Genomic DNA, 23,604 nt, shown 5'->3' with positions numbered 1-23,604 from the left:
AGATGGTTCGTTCGGCACTCGCGATCATGGCGTTGACGATCGCGCCCGCCGCGCTGGCGCAGGGGGCGACACCGGCAGAGCGCGTGACGGTGGCGTCGCCGGATGGACGGATCACCGTCGATGTCGGCGTCGATCCCGACGGCAAGCCCGATTATCGGGTGTTCCGCGACGGCAAGCCGGTCATCGCCGCGTCGCGGCTGGGCTTCACCTTTACCGACGCCGATCCGCTGACCCGCGCAATCCGCGTCACGGGCTCGGAGCAGACGCGCGGCGACGACCGCTGGGAACAGCCCTGGGGCGAGCGGCGCTTCGTCACCAATCGCTTCAACGGCGTGCGGGTCCGCCTTCAGGAAACATCGGCGCTCGCGCGCGTGATGATCGCCGAATTCCGCGTCTTCGACGACGGCGTCGGCTTTCGCATCGACTTTCCCGAGCAGCCCAACCTCAAGACCGCGCGCATCGCGGAGGAGCTGACCGAGTTCGTCGTCGCCCAGCCCGGCAGCGCATGGTGGATCCGCGGCGGCGACTGGAACCGCTACGAATACATCTATCAAAAGACGCCGATCGACGCGGTGTCGGTCGCGCATACGCCGATCACGATGCGGCTGGACGACGGACTGCACCTGTCATTCCACGAAGCCGCGCTGGTCGACTATTCGGCGATGTGGTTCAAGCGTTTCGAGGGTCAGCGCTTCCGCGCCCAGCTGTCGCCGTCGTCGCAGGGGCCCCGCGTGGTGCGCGCCGCGCCGTTCACGACGCCGTGGCGCACGATCCGCATCGCGGAGGATGCGCCGGGACTCTATGACAACGACCTCGAGCTCAACCTCAACGAACCCAACAAGCTGGGCGATGTCAGCTGGGTCAAGCCGTTCAAATATATCGGCGTGTGGTGGGAAATGCACCTCAACAAATGGACATGGAGCACGGGCCCGCGCCACGGTGCCACCACCGAACATGTGAAGGGGCATATCGACTTCGCCGCCAAGCACGGCTTTCGCGGCGTGCTGGTCGAAGGGTGGAACAAGGGCTGGGACGGCCCGTGGTTCGGCGGCAATTCGAGCTTCAGCTTCACCGAACCGACGCCCGATTTCGACCTGAAATGGCTGGCCGACTATGCGCGCAAGAAAGGCGTGCGGCTGATCGGCCATCACGAGACCGGCGGCAACATCACCGATTACGAGGCCCAGCTCGACGCGGCGATGAAGCTTTATGGCGAGCTCGGCGTCGATTCGGTCAAGACCGGCTATGTCGCCGATGCCGGCGGCATCCAGGCGCCGGGACCCGGCGGCCGCAACGTCTTTGAATGGCATGACGGCCAGCGCATGGCGCAGCACCATCTGAAAGTCGTCGAGACCGCCGCGAAGTACAAGGTCGCGGTGAACGCGCACGAGCCGATCAAGGATACCGGGCTCAGGCGCACCTATCCCAACTGGGTGGGCCGCGAAGGCGCGCGCGGCATGGAATACAACGCCTGGGCGATCCCGGTGAACCCGGTGGAGCATGAAGCGACGCTTATCTTCACCCGGATGCTGTCGGGGCCGATGGACTTCACCCCCGGCGTGCTGAGCCTGAGCGGACAGGGCGACCTCAAGCTCAACTCCACGCTCGCCAAGCAGCTGTCGCTCTATCTGACGCTGTATTCGCCGATCCAGATGGCAGCCGACCTGCCCGAAAACCTGGCCAAATATCCGCGCGAGCTGGCTTTCATCTCGAAGGTGCCCGCCGACTGGTCGGAAACCCGGATGCTGTCGGGTGCGATCGGCGAATATGCGGTGATCGCGCGCAAGGACCGCAACAGCGAGGACTGGTATGTCGGCGGCGTCGGCGACGGCACGCGCCGCGACACGCGCGTCGCGCTCGACTTCCTCGCGCCGGGCAAGACCTATACCGCCACCATCTATCGCGACGGCGACGACGCCGATTACCGCACGGAAAAGCGGCATTCGATCGCGATCGAAACGCGCAAGGTCACCGCTGGCGACACGCTGGCACTGACCATGGCCCCGGGCGGCGGCTATGCGGTGCGCTTCGCCGCCGGCAAATGATGCGGCGGCGGGCGGCGCTCGGCGCCCTGCTGGCCGCGGCAGGGTGCGCGCGCGTCCGCCCGCTGACCGCCGCCGCGCCCCGGCTGGATGAATGGACGCTTGATGCGCCCGGCATCGGCCCGCTGCGCGTGTCGATCTGGCGACCCGATGCGACGGGGGCGGACGCCCCGCCGCGCGGCGTCCTTTACATGCACGACGGCCAGAACCTGTTTGATCCGGCGGTCAGCGGCTATGGCAAGGTGTGGCATGTCGATCGCGCGGCCGCGCGGCTGGCGGCGGCGGGGACGATCGATCCGCCGATCATCGTCGGCGTGTGGAACCCGGGCGACGCGCGCTTTCGCACCTATCTGCCGCGCGCTGCCTATGATCGCCTGGCACCCGATGTCCGCGCCGACCTGGGCGTGCGCATCGGCGACGGCCCGGTCCGGTCGGATGCCTATCTCGCCTTCATGGCCGATGTCCTGAAGCCTGCGGTCGACCGCGCCTATCGTACCCGGCCGGGCGTTGCCGATACGCGCGTCATGGGGTCGAGCATGGGCGGGCTGATCTCGCTCTATGCGCTGGTCGAACGCCCCGACATCTTCGGGGCGGCGGGGTGCCTGTCGACGCACTGGCCGATGTTTATCCCGCCCGATGATCGGGCGGCCGCGCCGCATGCCGATGCGGTGACGGCCGCGTGGACGGGCTATCTGCGCGACCGGCTCGGCAAGCCCGTCGGGCGGCGCATCTGGTTCGACCATGGCACCGCGACGCTCGACCGGCTCTACGCGCCCTACCAGGCTGCAGTCGACGCGCTGCTGCCGGCGCTCGGCTGGCGGCCGGCGCGCGATTTTGCCAGCCGCACCTATTCCGGTGCCCCGCATGAGGAGAATGCGTGGGCGGCGCGCGTCGCCGATCCGCTCGCCTGGCTGTTCGCCGTCGCCTGAGCGTTCAGCGCGCCGGCTGGTCGAGCCACGCCGCGACGCCGGCGGCCAGCCCGGCGAAGATCGCGGCATCGGCACTTTCGCCCGCGGCCGGCGGCGTGCCCGCGTCCGATGCGGTGCGGATCGCCAGCGTTAGCGGGATCCGGCCCAGGAAGGGCACCCCCAGCGCCTGCGCCGCCGCCTGTGCGCCGCCATGCCCGAACGGGTCGGACATCTCGCCGCAATGCGGACAGGCATAGCCCGCCATGTTCTCGACCACGCCGATGATCGGCACCTTTGCGGTCGCGAACAGGTCGATCGCGCGGCGCGCGTCGATCAGCGCCAGGTCCTGGGGGGTGGACACGATCACCGCGCCCGCCGGGCGGTGCTTCTGGATCATGGTCAGCTGGACGTCGCCGGTGCCCGGCGGCAGGTCGAGCAGCAGCACGTCGTGCGCGCCCCAGTCGCCGTCGACCAGCTGGCCGAGCGCGCCGCCCGCCATCGGCCCGCGCCACGCGATCGCCTGGCCGGGCGCGACCAGCTGCCCCATCGACAGCAGCGGCACGCCATAAGGCGTTTCGACCGGCACCAGCATCTTGTCGCGCGCCTGCGGCTTGACGCCTTCGACGCCGAGCAGCTTGGGCTGCGACGGGCCATAGATGTCGGCGTCGACCACGCCGACGCGTCGCCCGGTCCGCGCAAGCGCGATGGCCAGGTTGGCGGTCAGCGTCGACTTGCCGACCCCGCCCTTGCCGCTCGCCACCGCGATCAGCCGCCGGTCGACCCGCGTGCTCGTCAGCGCGACGCGCACCTCGCGCACGCCGGGCGCGTCGCCCGCCGTCCGCTGTGCGGCCTGTTCGAGCGCGTCGCGCGCCGGGGCGGCGAGCCCGGTCACGTCCAGGATGATGCTGGCGCGGCCGTCGTTGAGCCGCGCCGTCGCGCGGCCGGCGCAAACGGGGTCGAGCAGCGCCTGGAGTTGGGCTTGGGTCGTCATCACGCGCCAGATAAGGCGTGCGCCGCGTGTTACCACTGTAAATCGCAGGCGAGCCTCCTATAAAGAGGACATGCGAAAGATGATTGGCTGGCTGCCCGGTGCCGGGATTTTGCGGAACGACAATCCCAAGGGCCCGTGGGGCAATGGCTCCGGCGGCGGTTCGGGCGGCGACGGGTCGGGGCCGCGCAATCCCTGGGCGTTCCCGCCGGAGGGCCGGCGGCCGAAGAGCGGCGCGACCTCGCTCGACGAATTCCTGAAGCGCGCGCGGCGCAACGGCGGCGGCGGGTTGAAGACGCCGGGTGGCCCGGCGCTGTGGTGGATCGGCGGCGCGCTGATCGTCGGCCTGTGGATCCTGCTGTCGTCGGTTCATTCGGTCGGCCCGCAGCAGCGCGGCGTCGCGACGCTGTTCGGCCGCTATTATTCGACGCTGACGCCCGGGGTGCAGTTCACGCTGCCCGCGCCGCTGATGCAGGTCGAGCTGGTCGATGTCGAACGCAACCGCGAGGAAGTGTTCCCGACCAACGCGACCGAGAATCTGATGCTGACCGGCGACCAGAACATCGTCGATCTGTCCTATCAGGTGCGCTGGAACATCAAGGATCCCGAAGCCTATGTCTTCCAGATCGCGCGGCCCGAGGAGACGGTGCGCGCGACCGCGGAGAGCGCGATGCGCGCATCGGTAGCGACGGTCAGCCTCAACCAGGCGATCGGCGCGGGCCGCGCCGCGATCGAGGTCGACGTCCAGCGCCGGATGCAGGCGATGCTCGACGAATATGGTTCGGGGGTCGAGGTGCTGGGCGTCGCGATCAAGCAGGCCAATCCCCCCGCGGCGGTGGACGAGGATTTCAAGGCGGTGACCGCCGCGCAGCAGGAGGCCCAGTCCAACCTCAACCGCGCGCGCGCCTATGCGCAACAGGTGATCGCGCGTGCCCAGGGCGACGCGGCCGAGTTCGACAAGATCTACGAGCAATATCGCCTGGCGCCCGACGTGACGCGCCGGCGGCTCTATTACGAGACGATGGAGGAAGTGCTGGCGCGTTCGAACAAGACGATCGTCGAAACCCCCGGCGTGACGCCTTATCTGCCGCTGCCCGAGATCCAGCGCCGCAATAATGCGCCGCCGCCCGCCGCCCAGGCCGAAGCCCCTGCGGCGCCGGAGGGCGGCCGATGAATCTCGCGCTGCGCAATCCGCTGGCGATCGGGCTGCTGATCCTCGCCGCCGTCATCCTGCTGGTCAATTCAGTCGCGATCGTCCCCGAAACCAAGCAGGCGGTGATCCTGCGGCTCCAGCAGCCGCAGGGCGTCGTCAACCAGTATCAGCCGGGCGAGCGGTTCGGCAGCACCGGGGCGGGGATCGTCGGACGCATCCCGTTCCTCGACCGCGTCGTGTTCGTCGACAAGCGCGTGCTCGATGTCGAGCTCGACAACCAGCAGGTGCTGTCGATCGACCAGCTGCGGCTTCAGGTCGACGCGTTCGCGCGCTTCCGCATCACCAATCCGCTGCGCGCCGTCGTCTCGACCGGCTCGGCGGGCAACACCGAACAGCTGATCGCCGACCGGCTCCAGCCGATCCTGGGATCGACGCTGCGCAACGAGCTGGGCAAGCGGCCCTTCGCCGCGCTGCTCAGCCCCGAACGCGGCCAGGTGATGGAGAATATCCAGTTCGAGCTCAACAAGATCGCGGGCCAATATGGCGCGCAGATCGTCGACGTCCGGATCAAGCATGCCGACCTGCCGACCGGCAGCCCGCTCGACAGCGCGCTCCAGCGGATGCGCACCGCGCGCAACCAGGAGGCGCTGACCATCCAGGCGCAGGGCCGGCGCGAGGCGCAGATCGTCCAGGCCAACGCCCAGGCGCAGGCCGCGCAGATCTATGCTCAGAGCTTTGGCAAGGATGCCGATTTCTATGAGTTCTGGCGGGCGATGCAGTCCTATCGCCGGACCTTCGGCGCCGACGGTTCGACGACCACCGGCGAAACCTCGATCATCCTGTCGCCCAACAACGCCTATCTGCGGCAGTTCGAGGGCGGCGGGCGATGACCAGACAGACGCCGTTCCCGCACGGATATTCAAACAGGGTTCAGCAAGAATTGGCCAGATAGCCGGGTTATTTCCCGGCGACCGGACCTAAGAGAGGAAAGCTCCATCGTGCGCTACGCTTACGCCATCACTTCCGCCCTGCTGCTCGGCGGCACCGCCGCCACGCTCGCGCTCCAGCCGCCGGCCGGCGCGCAGACCGCCCAGAACGAACCCGGCGCGATCAACGCCGCCAGCCCGCGCGGCGGCGCGCCGATGAGCTTTGCCGACATGGTCGCCCGGCTTCAGCCGGCGGTGGTCAACATTTCGACCACCCAGCGCGTCCAGGTCAGCGCCAACCCGTTCCAGGGCACGCCGTTCGAAAACTTCTTCGGTGGCCAGCAGGGCGGTCGTCCCGTCACGCGCGAAGCCGAATCGCTCGGATCGGGCTTCCTGATCTCCGAAGACGGCTACGTCGTCACCAACAACCACGTGATCTCCGCCGGCGCGCGCGGCGCAATGGTCGAATCGATCACCGTGACCCTCGCCGACCGGCGCGAATTCAAGGCGACCGTGGTCGGGCGCGACGTCCGGTCCGACCTGGCGGTGCTGAAGATCGAGGGCAACAATCTGCCCTTCGTGAAGTTCGGCGATTCGCGCCAGGCGCGGGTCGGCGACTGGGTCGTGGCAATCGGCAATCCGTTCGGCCTCAGCGGCTCGGTCAGCGCCGGGATCATCTCGGCGGTCAACCGCGTCACCGGTCCCTATGACAAGTTCATCCAGACCGACGCCTCGATCAATCGCGGCAATTCGGGCGGGCCGATGTTCGACCTTCAGGGCAATGTCATCGGCATCAACAGCCAGATCCTGTCGCCCAGCGGCGGCAATGTCGGCATCGGCTTTGCGATCCCCGCCGAACAGGCCAAGCCGATCGTCGACACGTTGATGAAGGGCCAGTCGGTCCAGCGCGGTTATCTGGGGGTCGGCATCCAGCCGCTGACCGACGATATCGCGTCCGCGCTCGATCTCCCCAAGGATCGCGGCGAGATCATCAGCCGTATCGAGCCGGGCCAGGCCGCCGAAAAGGCCGGCATCCGCGTCGGCGATGTCATCGTCCGGGTCGGCGACAAGGAAGTGACCCCCGAACAGACGCTCAGCAACCTGATCGCCGCGGTGCCGCCGGGCACGCGCGTGCCGCTGGAACTGATCCGCGACGGCCGCCGCCAGACGCTGAACGTCGCGGTCGGCACCCGCCCGCCAGAGGAGGAACTGGCCGGATTCCAGATGGACGAGAACCAGCCCGAACAGCCCGATGCGGTGCCGGCTTCGTCCGCGATCGGCATGTCGGTGCAGGCGCTGACGCCCCAGATCGCGCAGACGGTCGGCGTGCCGCCGGAAACGCGTGGCGTCGTGATCGCGGCGGTCGATCCGGCCAGCGATGCGGCCGCGAAGGGCCTGCGGCGTGGCGACGTGGTGAGCGCGGTCAACCGCCAGCCGATCACCAGCCCGGCCGATTTCGAGCGCCTGGTCGGCCAGGCACGCACCGCCAACCGTGATTCGGTGCTGTTGCTGGTCAATCGTCGCGGCGGCATCTCGCAATTCTTCGCGGTTCGGTTCGCGCAGTAACGCCCGAAGCAACGACCTGCTGACCGCGGGCATCGAAGCCGCTATGCCATCCTCCTGATCGGGAGGATGGCATGACGGACCCAGCGACGCTCTATATCGGTGCAGGCATGGGCGGCGTCGCCCCGCAGGCATTGGTGCTGAAACGCGCCAATCGCCACGGGCTGATCGCGGGCGCGACCGGCACCGGCAAGACGGTGACGCTGCAGGGCATGGCCGAGGGCTTCAGCCGCGCCGGCGTGCCGGTGTTCGTCGCGGACGTAAAGGGCGATATCGCCGGCCTGGGCATGGCGGGGTCGCCGACCGCCAAGACCCATGCCCCCTTCACCCAGCGGGTCGCCGACATCGGTTATGAAGGCTGGAGCTATGCCGCAGCCCCGGTGCAGCTGTGGGACCTGTTCGGCGAACAGGGCCATCCGATCCGCGCGACCGCGTCGGAGATGGGGCCGCTGCTCCTGTCCCGCCTGCTCAACCTCAACGACACGCAGGAAGGCGTGCTGACCATCGCCTTCCATCTGGCGGACGAGGAGGGGCTGCTGCTGCTCGACCTCGACGATGTTCAGGCGATGCTGGTCCATTGCGCCGAACGCGCGGATGAATTGTCGACCCGCTACGGCAATGTCACCAAGGCAAGCGTGGGGGCGATCCAGCGCCAGCTGCTGCAACTGCGCAGCCAGGGCGGCGACCATTTTTTCGGCGAGCCCGCGCTCGACCTTGCCGACTTCATCCGCACGGATGACAATGGTCACGGCGTCATCAACATCCTGGCGGCCGACAAGCTGATGGCCAGCCCCCGGCTCTACGCCACCTTCCTGCTGTGGATGCTGTCCGAACTGTTCGAGACGCTTCCCGAGGTCGGCGACCCGGACAAGCCCAAGCTCGTCTTCTTCTTCGACGAAGCTCACCTGTTGTTCGACGATGCGCCAGAGGCGCTGACCGAGAAGATCGAGCAGGTGGTGCGCCTGATCCGATCAAAGGGGGTGGGCGTCTATTTCGTCACCCAGAACCCGGTCGATATTCCCGATGCCGTGGCGGGCCAGCTCGGCAACCGCGTCCAGCATGCGCTGCGCGCCTTCACGCCCAAGGAGCAGCGCGCGATCAAGGCGGCGGCGGAGACCTTTCGCCCGAATCCGGCGATCGACGTCGGCAGCGCGATCACCGAGCTCAAGGTCGGCGAGGCGCTGGTCTCGCTGCTCCAGGCCGATGGCTCGCCCAGCCCGGTCGAACGCACGCTGATCGCGCCACCGCGCTCGCGGGTGGGCGTGCTCACCCCGGTCGAACGCGGCGTGCTGATCGAGACCGACGCGATCGGCGACAAATACGACACCCGCATCGATCGCGAATCGGCGGAGGAGCTGCTGGGGGCCAAGGCAGCCGAGGCCGCCGCTGCCGCCGAAGCGGCGAAAGCCGAGGTCGAGGCCGAAAAGCAGGCGGCGGCCGAGGCGAAGGAAGCCGCCCGCGTTGCCAAGGAAGCCGAGCGCGCGCGGATCGCCGCCGAACGCGAGGAAGCCAAGCGCCAGCGCGAGGCCGATCGGGCTGCCGCCGCATCGCCATGGAACAAGGCAGCGACGTCGGCAACGCGATCGGCGGCGTCGACCGTCGGGCGCACCGTCGCCAATGAAGTGACCAAGGCGATCTTTGGCGGCACGTCGCGCGGCAAGCAGAGCCTGGGTGCCAAGCTGGTCCGCGGGGTGCTGGGCGGCCTGTTCCGGGGCTGAGCCGCCGGGGCCGCTACATCACCTTGAGCAGCGACTGAATGGGCACGAAGGCGAACGCGATCGAGCTGTCCGCGACGCCATAGGGGATGAACAGCGTGTGATCGTAGCGGATCGCGCCGCAGCTGTAGACGACGTTGGGCACGTAGCCTTCACGGTCCTGATCGGCCGCCGCCAGGATCGGCTCGCGCGTGCGGCCGAGCACCTTTGACGGATCGGCCTTGTCGAGCAGCACCGCGCCGATCGAATATTTGCGCATCGCGCCGACGCCGTGGGTGAGCAGCAGCCAGCCCTCGTCGAGCTCGATCGGCGGGCCGCAATTGCCGATCTGGACCAGCTCCCACGGATAATGCGGTTCGAGCAGGCGCGTGCCCTCGTTCCAGTGGGTCAGGTTGTGCGAGCGGATCAGGAACAGGTTCTCGCCATCCTGCCGCCCGATCATCAGATACTCGCCGTCGATCTGGCGCGGGAACAGCGCCATCCCCTTGTTGCGCGCCGCCGATCCCGACATCGGCACCATGTCGAACGCGCGGAAATCGCGGGTGCGCAGCAGCTCCGACTGGATCATCGAACCGTTGTAGGCGGTATAGGTGCCGATCCATTCAAACGACCCGTCGGCGTGCATGAAGCGGGTGAGGCGCAGGTCCTCCAGCCCGTTCGACTGGGCGTGGGTGATCGGGAACAGGACCGTGCCCGACAGGGTGCTGTCGCGGTGGCGGTGAACGGTCACCGCGCCTTCGGGCACGCAATCCTCAAGGCACACCGCGTCGGCGGAGGTGGCGAAGGGTGGCTGGGGGGCCAGTTCGAGCTGGTTGCCGGTGCTCAGCACGCCTTCGCGGAACGCGATCGACGAGATGTGGCCCTCGCCGACCGCGCGCATCGACATCAGGATGCGCATGCTGCCCGGCGGCATGCCCGACTGGTCGGGGTGGGGGACCGCGCTCGGGTTCATCAGCGCGGCGGCGGCATAGCTGTATTCGTGGCAGAAATAGGCGCCGATCAGCTGGCGCTTGTCGTCGCCGATCTGCGATCCGTCCAGCCCCAGCACGGCTTCGATCTCGTCATAGCGGGTCATGAACACGCGCCGTGTCTGCCAATGGCGCGCCTCGAAATCCTTGAGCACGTCCTGAAGCTGCGCCCGCGCCTCGCGCGGGGACATGTCGAGCACCTCGCGGACCAGGCGTTCGGTGCGGCTCGGTGAATTGCCGTTGCGCTGCCAGCCGATGTGAAACGGACGTACCACCACACGCGACGGATCGGCGCGCAGACGCACCGGGTGGTTAAACAGATCGAGCATCCGGCCCCCCACGCCCATCACGCGCCGCCATGGGCATTGTCGGTCAAGCGACGACGCGATGCCGATCTGCCACGTTTCCGGCCTGATTTGAAAGCGCGTAAATCGCCGAAGAGGCAAGTTGCAGCGCCAGGATCGATTCGGCGCCCTGGTTGCGGTTGAGCCCCGTCGGCATCAGCCCGTCGAAACAGCCGCCATCCTGCACGCTCGCCAGCGGCAGGCCCAGGTCGTTGTGGCCGAGATACCAGCGATAGGCGCGCATCGCCTCGTCGATCCAGCGCGCATCCCCGGTCGCGGCGTGCGCGGCGGCACAGGCATCGATCGTCGCCTGCGCCTCCAGCGGCTGCTGGTCGAACTGCATCGGGTCGGCATAAGCGCGCCCGAAGCTCTCGGTGCCGACCGCGCGGAACCGGCCCTCGGGCGACGTCTGGCGCGCGACGATCCACTCCAGCGTCTGCAGCCCGACCTTGACGAAATTCTGGCGATCCAGCGCGATGCCGGCGCGGATCAGCGCCTCGGGCAGGCGCGCATTGTCATAGGCCAGCACGATCTCGAACCACTGCCATTCCGGCCGCCGCGCCTGATCGAGCAACGCGATCAGCTCTTCGCCGAAGCGCGAAAGGATGCGGGTCGCAAGGGCATGTCCGGGATGCGCGGACACGATCGCCGCCGCACCCAGCATCGCAAAGGCGCGCGCGCGCGGGCTGCCCAGTTCCCAAGCGATCTCGCCCGCCTGGTCGAACAGGATGCGCGCCCAGTCTCGATGCTTGGCGAGATGCGCCTCGGCGGCGGTCACGCCCAGCGCCCACAAGGCGCGGCCGTTCGAATCCTCCGATCCGGCATCCTCGCACCAGCTGCGGTCGAACCGCATGAAGTTGCGGAACCGCCGCGCATCGGGATTCCAGGCATATTGGACAAAGGCCGCGTAGATGGTGGTCCATCGGTCGCGAGTCTCGGCATCGAGGCCGGGCATCCGGCTCATCAGGATCAGCGCGCGGGCATTGTCGTCGATGCAATAGCCGTGCGCACGATCGGGCACCGAATAGATCGAATGCTGAAGCATGCCGGTCGCGTCGCTCATCCGTTCGATCGCGGCCAAGTCGGGGCGGAGCGGCGTGATCGGGACGTCGCCCAGCGTATTGCGCTGCAGCCGGCGCGGATGCCCGGCGACCATCGGGGCGATCAACGCCATGCTCGCCTCCGCCAGGCACGGCCACAGCATCGTGCGGCCGCGCGCATAGGCGCGCCGCGCGATCGTGTCGCGCCGGACCGGGTCGGCGAGCAGGCCCGCGATCGCGCGCGCAAATGCGGCGCTGTCGCCGAACGGGACGATCACGCCATGGCCATCGGCCAGGATCTCGTTGGCGTGGACATAGGGGGTGGCGATCACCGGCTTGCCCATCGCGACGGCATAGGACAGCGTGCCCGACGTGATCTGCGCCGGATTGACATAGGGCGTGACGTAGAGGTCGGCGGCCTGGAGATAATCGAGCAGGTCGTCTTCCTCGACAAAGGCGTCGACGAACTGGATGTTGTCGGCGACCCCCAGCCGCGCGGCCTCCGCGATCAGGCCGTCGCGATACGCCTCGCCTTCGTGCGCGACCAGATTGGGGTGGGTGGCGCCCAGCACGACATAGAGCATGCGGGGGTGCGCACGCACGATTTCGGGCAGCGCGGTGATCACCGTCTCGATCCCCTTGCTGGGTGCGAGCAGGCCGAAGGTGAGGACGACGGGGCGGTCCTCCCACCCGAAACGCGGCTTCATCACTGCGGTGTCGATCAGCGCGCGGTCGGGCACGCCATGCGGGATCACGGCAATCCGGTCGGCCGGTAGGTCGTGCACCTGCGCCAGGATCTCGCGCCCGCGCTCAGCCATCACGACCACGCGCGCCGCGCGGCGCAGCAGTGCGTCCATCACCCGCCGTTCGTCGGCGCTCGGCCGTTCGAGCACGGTGTGGAGCATGACGATGACGGGGATGCTCAGCTGGTCGAGCAGGCTCAGCAGATATTCGCCCGCCGGCCCGCCATAGATGCCATATTCGTGCTGGACGAACAGCGCGCGCGCACCGCTCGCCTCGATCCGGCGCGCCGCGTCGAGATAGGCGGCGCGGTCATGCTGGTCGATCGCCGCGGTGACGGCGGCGGGATAGTCGTAGCGGCCGGGATGGTCGTCCATCGCATAGACGTCGACGGTCAGGTCGGGGAAGCGTTGGGTGAGCGCGGCGTGGACATGCGTGGTGAACGTCGCCAGACCGCATTTGCGCGGCAGGAAATTCCCGATGAGTGCAATGTGATTGACCGTGTTGGCCTGTGCGGCCACCGTCGCTCCGTCCCGCATGTTCCCAGTTCCTCGCGCGTGCGAGGCGGATCGACTCTTCGCTCCGCCTCATTCGTCAAAACCGAGCCGATCAAAGATAGTTGCATGAATGCTGCGATGCAGCAAGATTGAATCGCAAAATTGGCGCGCACGGTGCACGGGTCGCCGGGTTGCGTCGCCTGTCGCGCTCAGCCGCGGCCGCGATAGCCGGCCACGCCCTGATCGGGCACCCACAGCCCTTCCGGCGCCGGCCCGGATTGCCAGAACACGTCGATCGGGATGCCGCCGCGCGGATACCAATAACCGCCGATGCGCAGCCATCTCGGCTTCATCTCGTCGAACAGCCGCGCGCCGATCCCGACGGTGCAATCTTCGTGGAAGGCCTGATGGTTGCGGAAGCTGCCCAGGAACAGCTTGAGCGACTTCGATTCGACGATGGTGGCGTCCGGCGCATAGTCGATCACCAGATGCGCGAAATCGGGCTGCGCGGTCACCGGGCACAGCGACGTGAACTCGGGCGCGGCGAAGCGGACCAGATAAAGCTGGCCAAGGCGCGGATTGGGAACATAATCGAGCGTCGCTTCTTCTGGCGATTGCGGGAGCGCGCTGGACTGGCCAAGGAATTTCGGGGTCATCGGCGCGGATATAGGGGCGGGGCGACAAATTGGAACGGCCGATCGACACGCTGATCCCGGTGCTGGGCGACCAGCTGAGCCTGGACCTCTCGTCGCTTGCCGCCGCCGACGCCGCCACCGCGCGCGTGCTGATGATGGAGGTGGCGGACGAGGCAGGCTATGTCCGCCATCATCCCAAGAAGATCGCGCTCCTGTTCGCCGCGATGCGCCACCATGCCGACGCGCTGCGCGCCGCGGGCTGGACGGTCGACTATGTGACGCTCGACGATCCCGAAAACAGCGGCAGCTTCACCGGCGAAGTCGCCCGCGCGGTCGCCCGCCACGATCCCGCCCGCATCGTCGTGACCGAAGCCGGCGAATGGCGCGTCATGGCGATGATCGACCAGTGGCAGACCCGGTTCGGTCGCCCGGTCGATGTCCGCCCCGACACGCGCTTCATCGCCAGCCATGCCGATTTCGACGCCTGGGCGGCGGGGCGCAAGCAGCTGCGCATGGAGTTCTTCTATCGCGAGATGCGGCGCAAGACCGGGCTTTTGATGGATGGCGACCAGCCCGAAGGCGGCGCGTGGAATTACGACAAGGAGAACCGCAAGCCCGCGCCGCGCGACCTGATGATGCCGCGCCCCTTGTCGTTCGCGCCCGACGCCGTGACGCGCGAGGTGCTCGCTCTGGTGGCGGCGCGCTTCGGCAATCATCCCGGCCGCCTCGACGGCTTCGACTTCGCCGTCACCCGCGCCGATGCGCTGCGCCAGCAAGGGCACTTCCTCGACCACGCGCTCGCCAGCTTCGGCGATTATCAGGACGCGATGCTGACCGACCAGCCGTTCCTGTGGCACTCGATCCTGTCGCCCTATCTCAATTGCGGGCTGCTCGACCCGCTCGACCTGTGCCGCGAGGTCGAGGCGCGCTACCGCGCCGGACGGGTGCCGCTCAACGCGGCCGAAGGCTTCATCCGCCAGATCATCGGCTGGCGCGAATATGTCCGCGGCATCTATTGGCGTGAGGGGCCGGACTATCCGCAGCGCAATTTCCTCGATGCCAGACGCCCGCTGCCCGGCTGGTACTGGACCGGCGAGACCGACCTGCACTGCCTAGCCCAGGCGATCGGCCAGACGCTCGACCATGCCTATGCCCACCACATCCAGCGGCTGATGGTCACCGGCAATTTCGCGATGCTGATCGGGGCCGATCCGGTCGAGGTGCAGCGCTGGTATCTCGAAGTCTATGCCGACGCCTATGAATGGGTGGAGGCGCCCAATGTGCTCGGCATGAGCCAGTTCGGCGACGGCGGGTTGCTGGCGTCCAAACCCTATGCGTCGTCGGGGGCCTATATCGACCGGATGTCGGATTATTGCGGTCATTGCCGCTATGACGTGAAGCAGCGCACCGGCCCGGATGCGTGTCCGTTCAACGCGCTCTACTGGGACTTCCTGGCGCGCAACCGCCCGCGCCTCGGGAAGAATCAGCGCCTTGCCATGCCCTATCGCAACTGGGACCGCATGGACGAAAAGACGCAAGCCGGGATACGCGCGCAGGCCAAAGGGTTTCTGGACCATCTCGACGCGGGCGGCGGTTATTCCTAAAGCGGAAGCGACAGGGGCCGCGCGCCAGCGGCACAGGGCACAATTCAGGAGACGATCGACATGCAATCGCTGGTGACGACCGAATGGCTGGCGGGTGAGCTTGGCGCGAACGACCTGCGTGTCGTCGATGCGACCTATTTCCTGGCGGAGCACGGCCGCAACGCCGCCGCGGAATATGAGGCCGCGCATATTCCGGGCGCGGTGTTCATGGACCTGGCCGACATCGCCGACGCCAATACCAGCCTGCCGTCGATGCTGCCCCCGCCCGAAAAATTCGCCAGCCGCATGCAGTCGCTGGGGCTGGGCGATGGCAGCCGCATCGTCCTTTACGACAATTCGCCGCTCAAGACCGCGGCGCGCGCCTGGTGGATGCTGCGCCATTTCGGCGCGCACGACGTCGCGATCCTCGACGGCGGCCTTGCCAAGTGGCAGGCCGAGGGGCGCGAGGTGAAGTCGGGCAAGGAAACGCTGCGCCATCGCCACTTCACGGTGTGGGCCGACGACAAGAGCGTGCGCACGCTCGACCAGATGAAGGCCAATGTCGACAGCGGTGCCGAACAGGTGGTCGACGCGCGTTCGGCCGCGCGCTTCACCGGGGAAGAGCCCGATCCGCGCCCCGCGACGCATGCCGGCCATATTCCGGGGTCGAAGAACCTGCCCTATGGCGAGCTGTTCAACGACGACGGCACCTACAAGCAGGGCGACGCGCTGAAAGCCGCATTTGCGGACGCGGGTATCGACGTGACGAAGCCGGTGGTCACCACCTGCGGTTCGGGGATCACGGCGGCAGTGCTGCTGTTCGGTCTCCACCTGCTCGGCAATTCGGCGGCGCTCTATGACGGCGCGTGGTCGGAATGGGGCGCGGACCGCTCGACGCCGAAGGCGATGGGCGCGGCCTGAATGGCGGGGGGCGGCGACCGCGACCGGGGCGACGATACGCGCCTGGTCACGGCCGGCCGCCGCCCGGAATGGACGACGGGCATCGTCAACCCGCCGGTCTGGCGCGCGTCGACGATCCTGTACGATTCGGTCGCCGACCTGCGCGCCACCGCGCGCAGCGACACCCACCACACGCTGTTCTACGGCCGACGCGGCACACCGACCCAGTGGGCGCTCGCCGACGCGCTGACCGCGCTCGAGCCGGGGGCGGAGGCGACCTTCCTCTACCCCTCCGGCGTCGCGGCGATCGCCGCCGCGTTGCTTGCGGTGCTGTCGCCCGGCGACGAGCTGCTGCTGACCGACAGCGCCTATGATCCGACGCGAAGCCTGGCGACGGGGCTGCTCCGGCGCATGGGCATCGCCACGCGCTTCTACGACCCGCTGATCGGCGCGGGGATCGCCGACCTGATCGGCCCGGCGACGCGCGCGATCTTCATGGAAAGCCCGGGCAGCCTGACCTTCGAGGTGCAGGACGTGCCCGCCATCGTCGCGGCGGCAAAGGCGCGCGGGGTGACGACGCTGATCGACAATACCTGGGCAACCCCGCTGCTGCTCCCCGTGATCGCGATGGGGGTCGACTATGCCATCCTCGCCTGCACCAAATATGTCGTCGGCCATTCCGACGTCATGCTGGGATCGGTCACCGCTGCGCCCGGCCGCTTCGCGGCGCTGCGCGAGACCAGCCACCAGCTTGGCCAGTGCGTCAGCCCCGACGACGCCTGGCTTGCCAGCCGCGGCCTGCGCACGCTGGGCGTGCGGATGCGCCAGCACGGCGCCAGCGCACTCGCCATTGCCCGCTGGCTCGAATCGCGGTCCGAGGTGGCGCGGGTGCTCCACCCCGCGCTGCCCGGCTGTCCGGGGCACGACCTGTTCGCGCGCGACTTTCGCGGGTCGAGCGGGCTGTTCGCCTTCGTGCTCGCCGGCGGCGACGATGCGGCGCGGGCGGCGTTGATCGACGGGCTCGACCTGTTCGGCATCGGCTATAGCTGGGGCGGGTTCGAAAGCCTCGCGCTGCCGGTCGATCCGGCGCGCTATCGCACCGCCACCCGCTGGCAGGCCGAGGGGCCGGTCGTCCGGCTCCAGATCGGGCTGGAGGATCCCGCCGACCTGATCGCCGACCTCGCCGCCGGGCTCGACCGGTTCCGCGCGGCGACATGAAGCGGGTGACGGCCTGGTTCGGCGGCCTCGACGTCGCGGTGCCGACCACGCCCGAACTGGTCGAGCTCGCCGCCGCGAGCGGCCTCACGCTGGCGGCGCTGGCGGCCGGCGTTCTGATCGGCCGCGCGGTCGCCCCCCGGCTCACCCGGCTGGCGGAGGAGCGCGCCGGGCTGCACGGGGCGTTTGCGCCGCGCATCGGCGCCATCGTCCGCCATGCCGGTGCCGCGCTGTTGCTCGCGCTGATCTTCGCGGCGTGGCCCTGGCGACCGCTGGCGTCGCTGCCGATCGGCTTTGCCTGGAGCGCGGCGGCGGCACTGGCGGCGCTTGCGCTGCTGCGCGGCGTACGCCTCCCGCCCTTTGCGGCCTGGGGCGTCGCCGGCTTCGTCTTCGTCGCGCTGTTCAGTTCGGCGGTCGGCGGCCTGACGCCGGTCGCGACCACGCTCGACCGCGTCGGCATCGATGTCGGCGCGCGGCGCGTCAGTCTTTGGTCGGTCACCACCGTGCTGATCGCCGGAATCGTGCTGTTCGCCGCCGCCCGGCTCGCCAGCCGGGTGATCAATCATGCCATCGGCCAGTCGGCCGGCTTCGATCCCGCCCAGCGCGTGCTGTTCCAGAAGCTCGCGGGCATCGCGATCATCGTCGTCGCCTTCTTCGTGGGCGTCGACCTGCTCGGCATCGACCTCACCACCTTCGCGGTGTTTTCGGGCGCGCTCGGGCTGGCGGTCGGCTTCGGCCTGCAAAAGACGGTGGGCAACCTGATCGCCGGGATCATCCTGCTGATGGACCGGTCGATCAAGCCGGGCGACGTCATCGTCGTCGGCGACGATGCCGGCTGGGTCAAGAAGATCGGGGTGCGCGCGGTGTCGGTCATCACCCGCGACGGCAAGGAGCATCTGATCCCGAACGAGATCCTGATGACCGAGCGGGTCGAAAACTGGTCCTATTCGGATCGCAACGTGCGCGTGCGCATCCCGCTCGGCGTCGCCTATGGCTGCGACCTGCGGCTCGCGCAGCAACTGATGCTGCGCGCTGCCGAGGAAAGCCCCCGCGTGCTCAAATCGCCGCCGCCCAATGTCTGGCTGACCCAGTTCGGCGACAGCTCGGTCGACCATGAAATCCTGGCGTGGATCAGCGATCCCGAAGGCGGCGTCGGCAATGTGCGCTCCGACGTGCTCAACCGGGTGTGGTGGCTGTTCAAGGAACATGGCGTCGAAATCCCGTTCCCGCAGCGCGACGTGCACGTGAAAAGCTGGCCCGGCGCCGCCCCGCCGGCGTGAACCCGGCGCGCCCTGCCCCGGGGGCGGCATTGCACCGCCGCCGACAGCCTCTACATCTGGCGCCGTGACGTCTCCGCCGCTCATCGCCCGTATTGCCGAAGGCGTCAGTGCGATCCCGGCCGCGCAGTGGGATGCGTGCGCGGGCGCGGACAACCCGTTCCTCGCCCATGCTTTTCTGACGATCCTGGAGGAATCGGGGTCGGTCGGTCCGGGCACCGGCTGGCAACCCGCGCCGATCATCATCGACGGTGCCGACGGGGCACCCGCCGCGATCGCACCCGCCTATCTCAAGGGGCACAGCCAGGGCGAATATGTCTTCGACCATGGCTGGGCCGACGCGTGGCACCGCGCCGGCGGCCGTTATTATCCCAAGCTCCAGCTCGCCGTGCCCTTCACCCCGGTGCCGGGGCCGCGGCTGCTCGTCCGGCCCGATGCGGGCGATCGCCGCGCGGGCGAGCTGATCGCCGCGATCGAATCGGTCGCGGTTCAGAACGGCCTGTCCTCGGCGCACGCGACCTTCGTCGCGCCCGGCCAGCTGCCGGTGTTCGAGCGCGCCGGCTGGCTGACCCGCGCGGGCGTGCAGTTCCATTGGCACAATCACGGCTATGGCGACTTCGACGCCTTTCTCGGCGATCTCGCCAGCCGCAAGCGCAAGGCGATCCGCAAGGAACGCGCCGCCGCGCTCGACGGGCTGCGCGTCGAGCACCTGACCGGCGGCGAGATCACCGAAGCGCATTGGGATGCGTTCTGGGACTTCTACCAGGATACCGGCGCGCGCAAATGGGGGCAGCCCTATCTGACCCGCAGCTTCTTCTCGCTGCTCGGCGAACGCATGGGCGACCGCGTGCTGTTGATGTTCGCGATGCGCGGCGACCGGCCGATCGCGGGCGCGCTCAACCTGATCGGCGCCGACACGCTCTATGGCCGCTACTGGGGCTGCGTGGAGGACGTGCCCTTCCTCCATTTCGAGCTGTGCTATTATCAGGCGATCGACGCCGCCATCGCGCGCGGTCTGGCGACGGTGGAGGCGGGCGCACAGGGCGAGCACAAGCTGGCGCGCGGCTATGTGCCGGTGACGACGTGGTCCGCCCATTATCTGCCCGACCCCAGTTTTCGTCGCGCCGTCGACGATTTCCTGGTGCGCGAGCGTGCCGCGGTCGCGGTCGAGCAAGAATATCTGGGCGAGCTGACGCCGTTCAGGAGGTCCGCATGAGCCAGTGGCGCGGCGTGTCCTCCGGTCGCAGCTCGGCCGGTGGAATGCGCGGGTCGACGCGATAGAGGCCGCTGCGCCCGTTGCGCCATAGCGGCTGCAATCCCTGGTGCAGCCGCTCGTCATACGGGGGAGGCTGGATCATCCACACATGGTCGAACGCCTCGCGCGGAAAGCGGGTCAGCGCGCGCGCGACCGGCCGCCAATATTGGCGCGGACACTGGACATCCGTCACCAGCTCCGACGGATCGTGCGCGAACCGCCCCGCGATCTTGTAGCGGGTGGTCAGCAACTGGCCGCCCGCCATCGACCATTGGTCGTTGGCATAGGCCAGCCGCCGCGCCAGCGCGATGCCCGGCAAATGCTCCAGCCGGGTCATCCGCCATTCGTTGAAGCACGTCTCGCCGACAAAGGTCACCAGTCGCGATTGCATCGGCAACCGGTCGAGCGCGGCGAGCTCGCGGTCATAATCGCGGTCGTAAAGCCAGAAGCTGTACGTCGTGCCCGCGATACGCGCGCCGAAAAACGCCAGCCCCGCCGCCGCCAGCAGCGTCGCGCCGCGGATCGTCAGCCCCGGCTTTGGCCTGAGCGCGATCAGCGCGATCGCGAACAGATAGGGCGCCAGCCGCATGTCGGCATAGGCCGATCCGAACACCACGCGCGGCAGCAGGATGAAGATCGCGAGCAGGAAGACCACCGACGCGCTCAAATGGCGCGAATACTGGATGTTGGGATCGCGAAAGCCCTTGAACAGGATGAGATAGAGGATGCCGACCGAAGCGAGGTCGAACAGCTGCCAGCGGTCGCGCAGCACCATCGTCACCCACTGCATCTTCAGCCGCCAGTCGAACCAGTCGCCCGTCTGGCCGGTGGCATCGCCCGACGCGCGCCACGCCAGCATCAGGATGGCGGGGGGGAGCAGCGCGATACAGTGCACCCCCGCGTGAAACCACGGCGCGATCCAGCCGCCGCGTTTGTCGTGCTGGCGGATCAGCTCGGCCGAAAAGGCGAGCAGCCCCAACGTCCCCCAGCCGAAGGTATGCGTGACCCAGATCACCAGCCCGATCGGCACAAACACCACCGCGCGCAGCCTGGTCTGCTCCAGCCGCGCCAGGCGCAGCCACAGCGCGAAGGCGTTGAGCGCCAGCGCCATCGACAGCGCGAAATTGACGAAGCCGAAATGGAAGGGGAAGCTGTAGGCGAGCGGGAGCGCGAACAGCGCGGTCGCCGGGATGCGGCCATGCACCTCGCGCGCGATCCACAGCAGACCAAGCACGGTCAGCGGCGGGATGGTCAGCACCACCAGCTTGACCGCGGGTTCCAGCCCGATCAGCGGCTCGAGCACGACCATCAGCAGGTCGAGGCCGAGATTGCCGATCAGCGCCCATTCAAACCGATACCATTCGTGCAGGTGCGGCGCGGCGTCCCATGCCTGCTGAACGCGATAGCGGCCCATATGGCCGGGCAGGTCGACCAGCGGCGGAATGTCCGGCCAGACCAGCGGAATGGCGGCGACGATCGCGGCGAGCACGACGAACCAGCGCGTCTGCCACCAGTGCAGCGGTCGGGGATCGGAAATGCCCATGCGACCGCGCTCATAGGAGCGCGCGCGCCCCCTTCGCAAGGGGCGCGCGCACCGGTGCTGTCAGCCGCCGACGCTCAGCTCTTCAGCAGCGTCGGGAATGCGGTGCGGAACGCCGCCACCTTGGGCTTGTCCCAGCGCACGATATAGCCGTGCCCGGGGTTCCGCCGTGCGAAATCCTGGTGATAGGCTTCGGCTTCGTAAAACGCGCCGTTCTCGACCTTGGTCACGATCGGGCTGGCATAGGCCTTGGTCTGGCCCAGCTGGGCGATATAGGCCACAGCTGCCGCCTTCTGGGCGGCGTTCTGCGGAAAGATCGCCGAACGATAGCTCGGGCCGCGGTCGGGGCCCTGACGGTTGAGCTGGGTGGGGTCGTGCGCCACCGAGAAGAAGACGCGCATCAGCGTGCCGTAGCTGACCTGGCGCGGGTCATAGGTGATGCGGATCGCCTCGGCATGGCCGGTGCGCTCGGTCGTCACCTGATCATAGGTCGCGGTTTCGCGGGTGCCGCCGGCATAGCCGCTGACCACCGACTTCACGCCCTTCACTTCCTCGAACACCGCTTCCATGCCCCAGAAGCAGCCGCCGGCGAAGACTGCGGTCTGCAGCCCCGCGCTCGCGGGCACGTCGCGCGCGGCGGCCGGAATCGCGACCGCACGTTCGGCATGCCCCGCGACCGGGGTCAGCAGCGCGAAGGCGCCGGCCAGTCCGATGATGGCGAGGGAGGGGAGAGTCCAGTTCATCGCGTGATCCTTGTCCATGACGACCGTTATAGTCGTGCACGGGTTCGATCAGCGAGTGGTTTCGGTTACAGCCGCCTGGGGCACGATCCTGCCGATGCCGTCGCGCCGCGCGTCGGCGGACTGGATCGCGATCAGGCCCATCGTGCCCAGCACGAAGCCGCTGACAAAGGGGCGCGCGAAGCTGCCGCGTGGAAAAATCCGCATCACATCTGGTCCGAAACAATTTCTGTCGCCGCGATTCGGCGGGGGCGTCGCCGTCGACGCTGAGCGTCAGATGGGGAGCCGCTGCCGGATCGCAAGATCGTTCTGGCCGCGCATCGATGAACGACGGCTGGCCGTGCCGTTCAGCGCAAGTTTACACACGCCTGCGCAATCCGCGCCATCGCCTCGCGCAGCAGCGCTTCTGACGTCGCATAGCTGATTCGCATCGCGGGGGAGAGGCCGAACGCCGCGCCGTGCACCGCCGCCACCCGCGCCTCGTCGAGCAGATAGCCGATCATCGCCTCGTCGCTGTCGATCACCTGGCCCTTGGGCGTCGTCTTGCCGATCAGCGCGCTGAATTCGGGATAGACGTAAAAGGCGCCTTCGGGTGTCGGACACGTCATGCCGGGAATGGCGTTGAGCGCAGCGACGACCAGGTCGCGCCGCTGCTGGAACGCGGCGGCGCGGTCCTTCAGGAACGACTGGTCGCCGGTCAGCGCGGCGGTGGCGGCGGCTTGGGCGATCGAGCACGGATTGCTGGTCGATTGCGACTGCAGCTTGGCCATCGCCTTGATCAGCCACGCCGCCCCGCCCGCGAACCCGATCCGCCAGCCGGTCATCGCATAGGCCTTGGAACAGCCGTTGACGGTCAGCGTGCGCTCGTAGAGCGACGGGCACACCTGCGCGATCGTCGCGAACTCGAAGCCGTCGTACAGGATGTGCTCGTACATATCATCGGCGAACACCCAGACATGCGGGTGGCGCTCGATCACCTCGCCCAGCGCCTTCAGCTCGGCCGCTGAATAGGCCGCACCCGTCGGGTTGGACGGCGAATTGAGGATCACCCACTTGGTCCGCGGCGTGATCGCGGCGTCGAGCTGTTCAGGGGTGATCTTGTACGCCTGGTCGGCACCGGCTTCGATATAGACCGGCACGCCGCCGGCGAACTGGACGACGTCGGGATAGCTGACCCAATAGGGGGCGGGGATCACCACCTCGTCGCCCGCATCGATCGTCGCGACCATCGCGTTGAACAGCGTGTGCTTGCCGCCGACATTCGCCGTCACCTGGTCGATGCCATAGGTCAGCGCGTTGTCGCGCGCGAACTTGGCGACGATCGCCTGCTTCAATTCGGGCGTGCCGTCGACATTGGTATATTTGGTCTTGCCCGCGCGGATCGCCTCGATCGCGGCATCCTTGACGAAATCGGGGGTGTCGAAATCAGGCTCGCCCGCGCCCAGCCCGATCACGTCGATGCCCTGGCGCTTCAGCTCGAACACGCGCGCGGTCATCGCGAGCGTGGCGGAGGGCTGGATGCGGCCGAGCGCGGCGGAGGGCTTCATGGGGCGGGACCTTTGCGGGCTTGGGAA

Annotated in this window: 19 protein-coding genes; 11 read left to right on the top strand and 8 right to left on the bottom strand. The window is 68.2% G+C overall.

The genetic code is table 11. The features are described from left to right. The first annotated feature begins 2 nt into the window (after positions 1 to 2). Both AX676_RS12170 and AX676_RS12165 read left to right on the top strand, forming a co-directional pair. Positions 3 to 2,045: a glycoside hydrolase family 97 protein gene (locus AX676_RS12170; RefSeq protein WP_066480652.1), complete on the top strand. Its 2,043-nt coding sequence runs from the start codon at positions 3 to 5 to the stop codon at positions 2,043 to 2,045. Continuing rightward, positions 2,042 to 2,971 (top strand): alpha/beta hydrolase, encoded by a 930-nt coding sequence (locus AX676_RS12165; RefSeq protein ID WP_066480657.1) that lies wholly within the window; start codon positions 2,042 to 2,044, stop codon positions 2,969 to 2,971. Before AX676_RS12170 ends, AX676_RS12165 begins: the two co-directional genes overlap by 4 nt. 4 nt (positions 2,972 to 2,975) lie before the next feature. Here the strand turns inward: AX676_RS12165 and AX676_RS12160 are convergent, their stop codons facing one another. After that, on the bottom strand, positions 2,976 to 3,941 hold the full coding sequence (locus AX676_RS12160) for a P-loop NTPase (RefSeq protein ID WP_066480658.1): 966 nt from the start codon (positions 3,939 to 3,941) through the stop codon (positions 2,976 to 2,978). A gap of 70 nt (positions 3,942 to 4,011) precedes the next feature. On the opposite strand from AX676_RS12160, the gene hflK reads away from it, so the two are divergent. From hflK to AX676_RS12140, 4 genes are all read left to right on the top strand, one after another. Continuing rightward, entirely contained in the window at positions 4,012 to 5,112 is a 1,101-nt protein-coding gene (hflK, locus tag AX676_RS12155; protein ID WP_066480660.1) for a protease modulator HflK, read from the top strand. Continuing rightward, positions 5,109 to 5,981 (top strand): protease modulator HflC, encoded by an 873-nt coding sequence (gene hflC, locus AX676_RS12150; protein ID WP_066480662.1) that lies wholly within the window; start codon positions 5,109 to 5,111, stop codon positions 5,979 to 5,981. The genes hflK and hflC overlap by 4 nt, the downstream gene beginning before the upstream one ends. Before the next feature lie 108 nt (positions 5,982 to 6,089). Then, positions 6,090 to 7,583, top strand: a complete 1,494-nt coding sequence (locus tag AX676_RS12145) for a Do family serine endopeptidase (protein ID WP_066480663.1) — start codon at positions 6,090 to 6,092, stop codon at positions 7,581 to 7,583. Positions 7,584 to 7,654: 71 nt separating this feature from the next. Beyond that, positions 7,655 to 9,298, top strand: a complete 1,644-nt coding sequence (locus AX676_RS12140) for a helicase HerA-like domain-containing protein (protein WP_066480664.1) — start codon at positions 7,655 to 7,657, stop codon at positions 9,296 to 9,298. A gap of 13 nt (positions 9,299 to 9,311) precedes the next feature. Here the strand turns inward: AX676_RS12140 and AX676_RS12135 are convergent, their stop codons facing one another. The 3 genes from AX676_RS12135 to queF all read right to left on the bottom strand — a co-directional run bounded on the left by AX676_RS12135 (position 9,312) and on the right by queF (position 13,541). Next, positions 9,312 to 10,592, bottom strand: coding sequence for a glycoside hydrolase family 130 protein (locus AX676_RS12135; RefSeq protein WP_066480666.1), 1,281 nt, complete (start codon positions 10,590 to 10,592; stop codon positions 9,312 to 9,314). Positions 10,593 to 10,635: 43 nt separating this feature from the next. Continuing rightward, the gene (locus AX676_RS12130; protein WP_066480667.1) at positions 10,636 to 12,927 is read right to left on the bottom strand and encodes a glycosyltransferase family 4 protein; all 2,292 of its coding nucleotides are present in this window, start codon (positions 12,925 to 12,927) and stop codon (positions 10,636 to 10,638) included. Between the two features lie 167 nt (positions 12,928 to 13,094). Further along, positions 13,095 to 13,541 (bottom strand): preQ(1) synthase, encoded by a 447-nt coding sequence (queF, locus tag AX676_RS12125; protein WP_066480669.1) that lies wholly within the window; start codon positions 13,539 to 13,541, stop codon positions 13,095 to 13,097. Between the two features lie 41 nt (positions 13,542 to 13,582). On the opposite strand from queF, the gene AX676_RS12120 reads away from it, so the two are divergent. The 5 genes from AX676_RS12120 (at position 13,583) to AX676_RS12100 (ending at position 19,711) form a co-directional block, all read left to right on the top strand. Next, positions 13,583 to 15,124, top strand: a complete 1,542-nt coding sequence (locus tag AX676_RS12120; RefSeq protein ID WP_197417128.1) for a cryptochrome/photolyase family protein — start codon at positions 13,583 to 13,585, stop codon at positions 15,122 to 15,124. 60 nt (positions 15,125 to 15,184) lie between these two features. After that, positions 15,185 to 16,024 carry a 3-mercaptopyruvate sulfurtransferase gene (gene sseA / locus AX676_RS12115; protein ID WP_066480672.1) on the top strand — a complete coding sequence of 280 codons (840 nt, stop codon included), beginning with the start codon at positions 15,185 to 15,187 and terminating at the stop codon, positions 16,022 to 16,024. Further along, positions 16,025 to 17,221, top strand: a complete 1,197-nt coding sequence (gene metC, locus AX676_RS12110; protein ID WP_066480673.1) for a cystathionine beta-lyase — start codon at positions 16,025 to 16,027, stop codon at positions 17,219 to 17,221. Continuing rightward, positions 17,218 to 18,498 (top strand): mechanosensitive ion channel family protein, encoded by a 1,281-nt coding sequence (locus AX676_RS12105; protein WP_066480674.1) that lies wholly within the window; start codon positions 17,218 to 17,220, stop codon positions 18,496 to 18,498. Before metC ends, AX676_RS12105 begins: the two co-directional genes overlap by 4 nt. A 64-nt stretch (positions 18,499 to 18,562) precedes the next feature. Beyond that, complete coding sequence (locus AX676_RS12100) at positions 18,563 to 19,711, top strand: GNAT family N-acetyltransferase (RefSeq protein WP_066480675.1); 1,149 nt, start codon at positions 18,563 to 18,565, stop codon at positions 19,709 to 19,711. On the opposite strand, the gene AX676_RS12095 is transcribed toward AX676_RS12100, so the two are convergent. The 4 genes from AX676_RS12095 to AX676_RS12085 all read right to left on the bottom strand — a co-directional run bounded on the left by AX676_RS12095 (position 19,695) and on the right by AX676_RS12085 (position 23,577). Beyond that, positions 19,695 to 21,293: a hypothetical protein gene (locus tag AX676_RS12095; RefSeq protein ID WP_066480677.1), complete on the bottom strand. Its 1,599-nt coding sequence runs from the start codon at positions 21,291 to 21,293 to the stop codon at positions 19,695 to 19,697. The genes AX676_RS12100 and AX676_RS12095 overlap by 17 nt on opposite strands. A 74-nt stretch (positions 21,294 to 21,367) precedes the next feature. After that, positions 21,368 to 22,033 carry a peptide-methionine (S)-S-oxide reductase MsrA gene (msrA, locus tag AX676_RS12090; RefSeq protein ID WP_082731257.1) on the bottom strand — a complete coding sequence of 222 codons (666 nt, stop codon included), beginning with the start codon at positions 22,031 to 22,033 and terminating at the stop codon, positions 21,368 to 21,370. Between the two features lie 48 nt (positions 22,034 to 22,081). After that, a complete protein-coding gene (locus AX676_RS17895) occupies positions 22,082 to 22,237 on the bottom strand; it encodes a hypothetical protein (RefSeq protein WP_156437767.1) in 156 nt (51 codons plus the stop codon). A 140-nt stretch (positions 22,238 to 22,377) separates the two neighbouring features. After that, positions 22,378 to 23,577 (bottom strand): pyridoxal phosphate-dependent aminotransferase, encoded by a 1,200-nt coding sequence (locus AX676_RS12085; RefSeq protein WP_066480678.1) that lies wholly within the window; start codon positions 23,575 to 23,577, stop codon positions 22,378 to 22,380. Between the last annotated feature and the right edge of the window lie 27 nt (positions 23,578 to 23,604).

It is taken from the genome of Sphingomonas sp. CCH21-G11 (assembly GCF_001555965.1).
Lineage (GTDB): Bacteria > Pseudomonadota > Alphaproteobacteria > Sphingomonadales > Sphingomonadaceae > Sphingomonas.
Note: the sequence above shows the minus strand (reverse complement) of the source record. Positions and strands in the feature narration are given on the sequence as shown.

Bases quoted from the DNA above. Each gene is read 5' to 3' on its own strand.
- AX676_RS12170 (WP_066480652.1), top strand. From the start codon at position 3: ATGGTTCGTTCGGCACTCGCGATCATGGCGTTGACGATCGCGCCCGCC.
- AX676_RS12165 (WP_066480657.1), top strand. From the start codon at position 2,042: ATGATGCGGCGGCGGGCGGCGCTCGGCGCCCTGCTGGCCGCGGCAGGG.
- AX676_RS12160 (WP_066480658.1), bottom strand. From the start codon at position 3,941: ATGACGACCCAAGCCCAACTCCAGGCGCTGCTCGACCCCGTTTGCGCC.
- hflK (WP_066480660.1), top strand. From the start codon at position 4,012: ATGCGAAAGATGATTGGCTGGCTGCCCGGTGCCGGGATTTTGCGGAAC.
- hflC (WP_066480662.1), top strand. From the start codon at position 5,109: ATGAATCTCGCGCTGCGCAATCCGCTGGCGATCGGGCTGCTGATCCTC.
- AX676_RS12140 (WP_066480664.1), top strand. From the start codon at position 7,655: ATGACGGACCCAGCGACGCTCTATATCGGTGCAGGCATGGGCGGCGTC.
- AX676_RS12135 (WP_066480666.1), bottom strand. From the start codon at position 10,592: ATGCTCGATCTGTTTAACCACCCGGTGCGTCTGCGCGCCGATCCGTCG.
- AX676_RS12130 (WP_066480667.1), bottom strand. From the start codon at position 12,927: ATGCGGGACGGAGCGACGGTGGCCGCACAGGCCAACACGGTCAATCAC.
- queF (WP_066480669.1), bottom strand. From the start codon at position 13,541: ATGACCCCGAAATTCCTTGGCCAGTCCAGCGCGCTCCCGCAATCGCCA.
- sseA (WP_066480672.1), top strand. From the start codon at position 15,185: ATGCAATCGCTGGTGACGACCGAATGGCTGGCGGGTGAGCTTGGCGCG.
- metC (WP_066480673.1), top strand. From the start codon at position 16,025: ATGGCGGGGGGCGGCGACCGCGACCGGGGCGACGATACGCGCCTGGTC.
- AX676_RS12105 (WP_066480674.1), top strand. From the start codon at position 17,218: ATGAAGCGGGTGACGGCCTGGTTCGGCGGCCTCGACGTCGCGGTGCCG.
- AX676_RS12095 (WP_066480677.1), bottom strand. From the start codon at position 21,293: ATGGGCATTTCCGATCCCCGACCGCTGCACTGGTGGCAGACGCGCTGG.
- msrA (WP_082731257.1), bottom strand. From the start codon at position 22,033: ATGAACTGGACTCTCCCCTCCCTCGCCATCATCGGACTGGCCGGCGCC.
- AX676_RS17895 (WP_156437767.1), bottom strand. From the start codon at position 22,237: ATGCGGATTTTTCCACGCGGCAGCTTCGCGCGCCCCTTTGTCAGCGGC.
- AX676_RS12085 (WP_066480678.1), bottom strand. From the start codon at position 23,577: ATGAAGCCCTCCGCCGCGCTCGGCCGCATCCAGCCCTCCGCCACGCTC.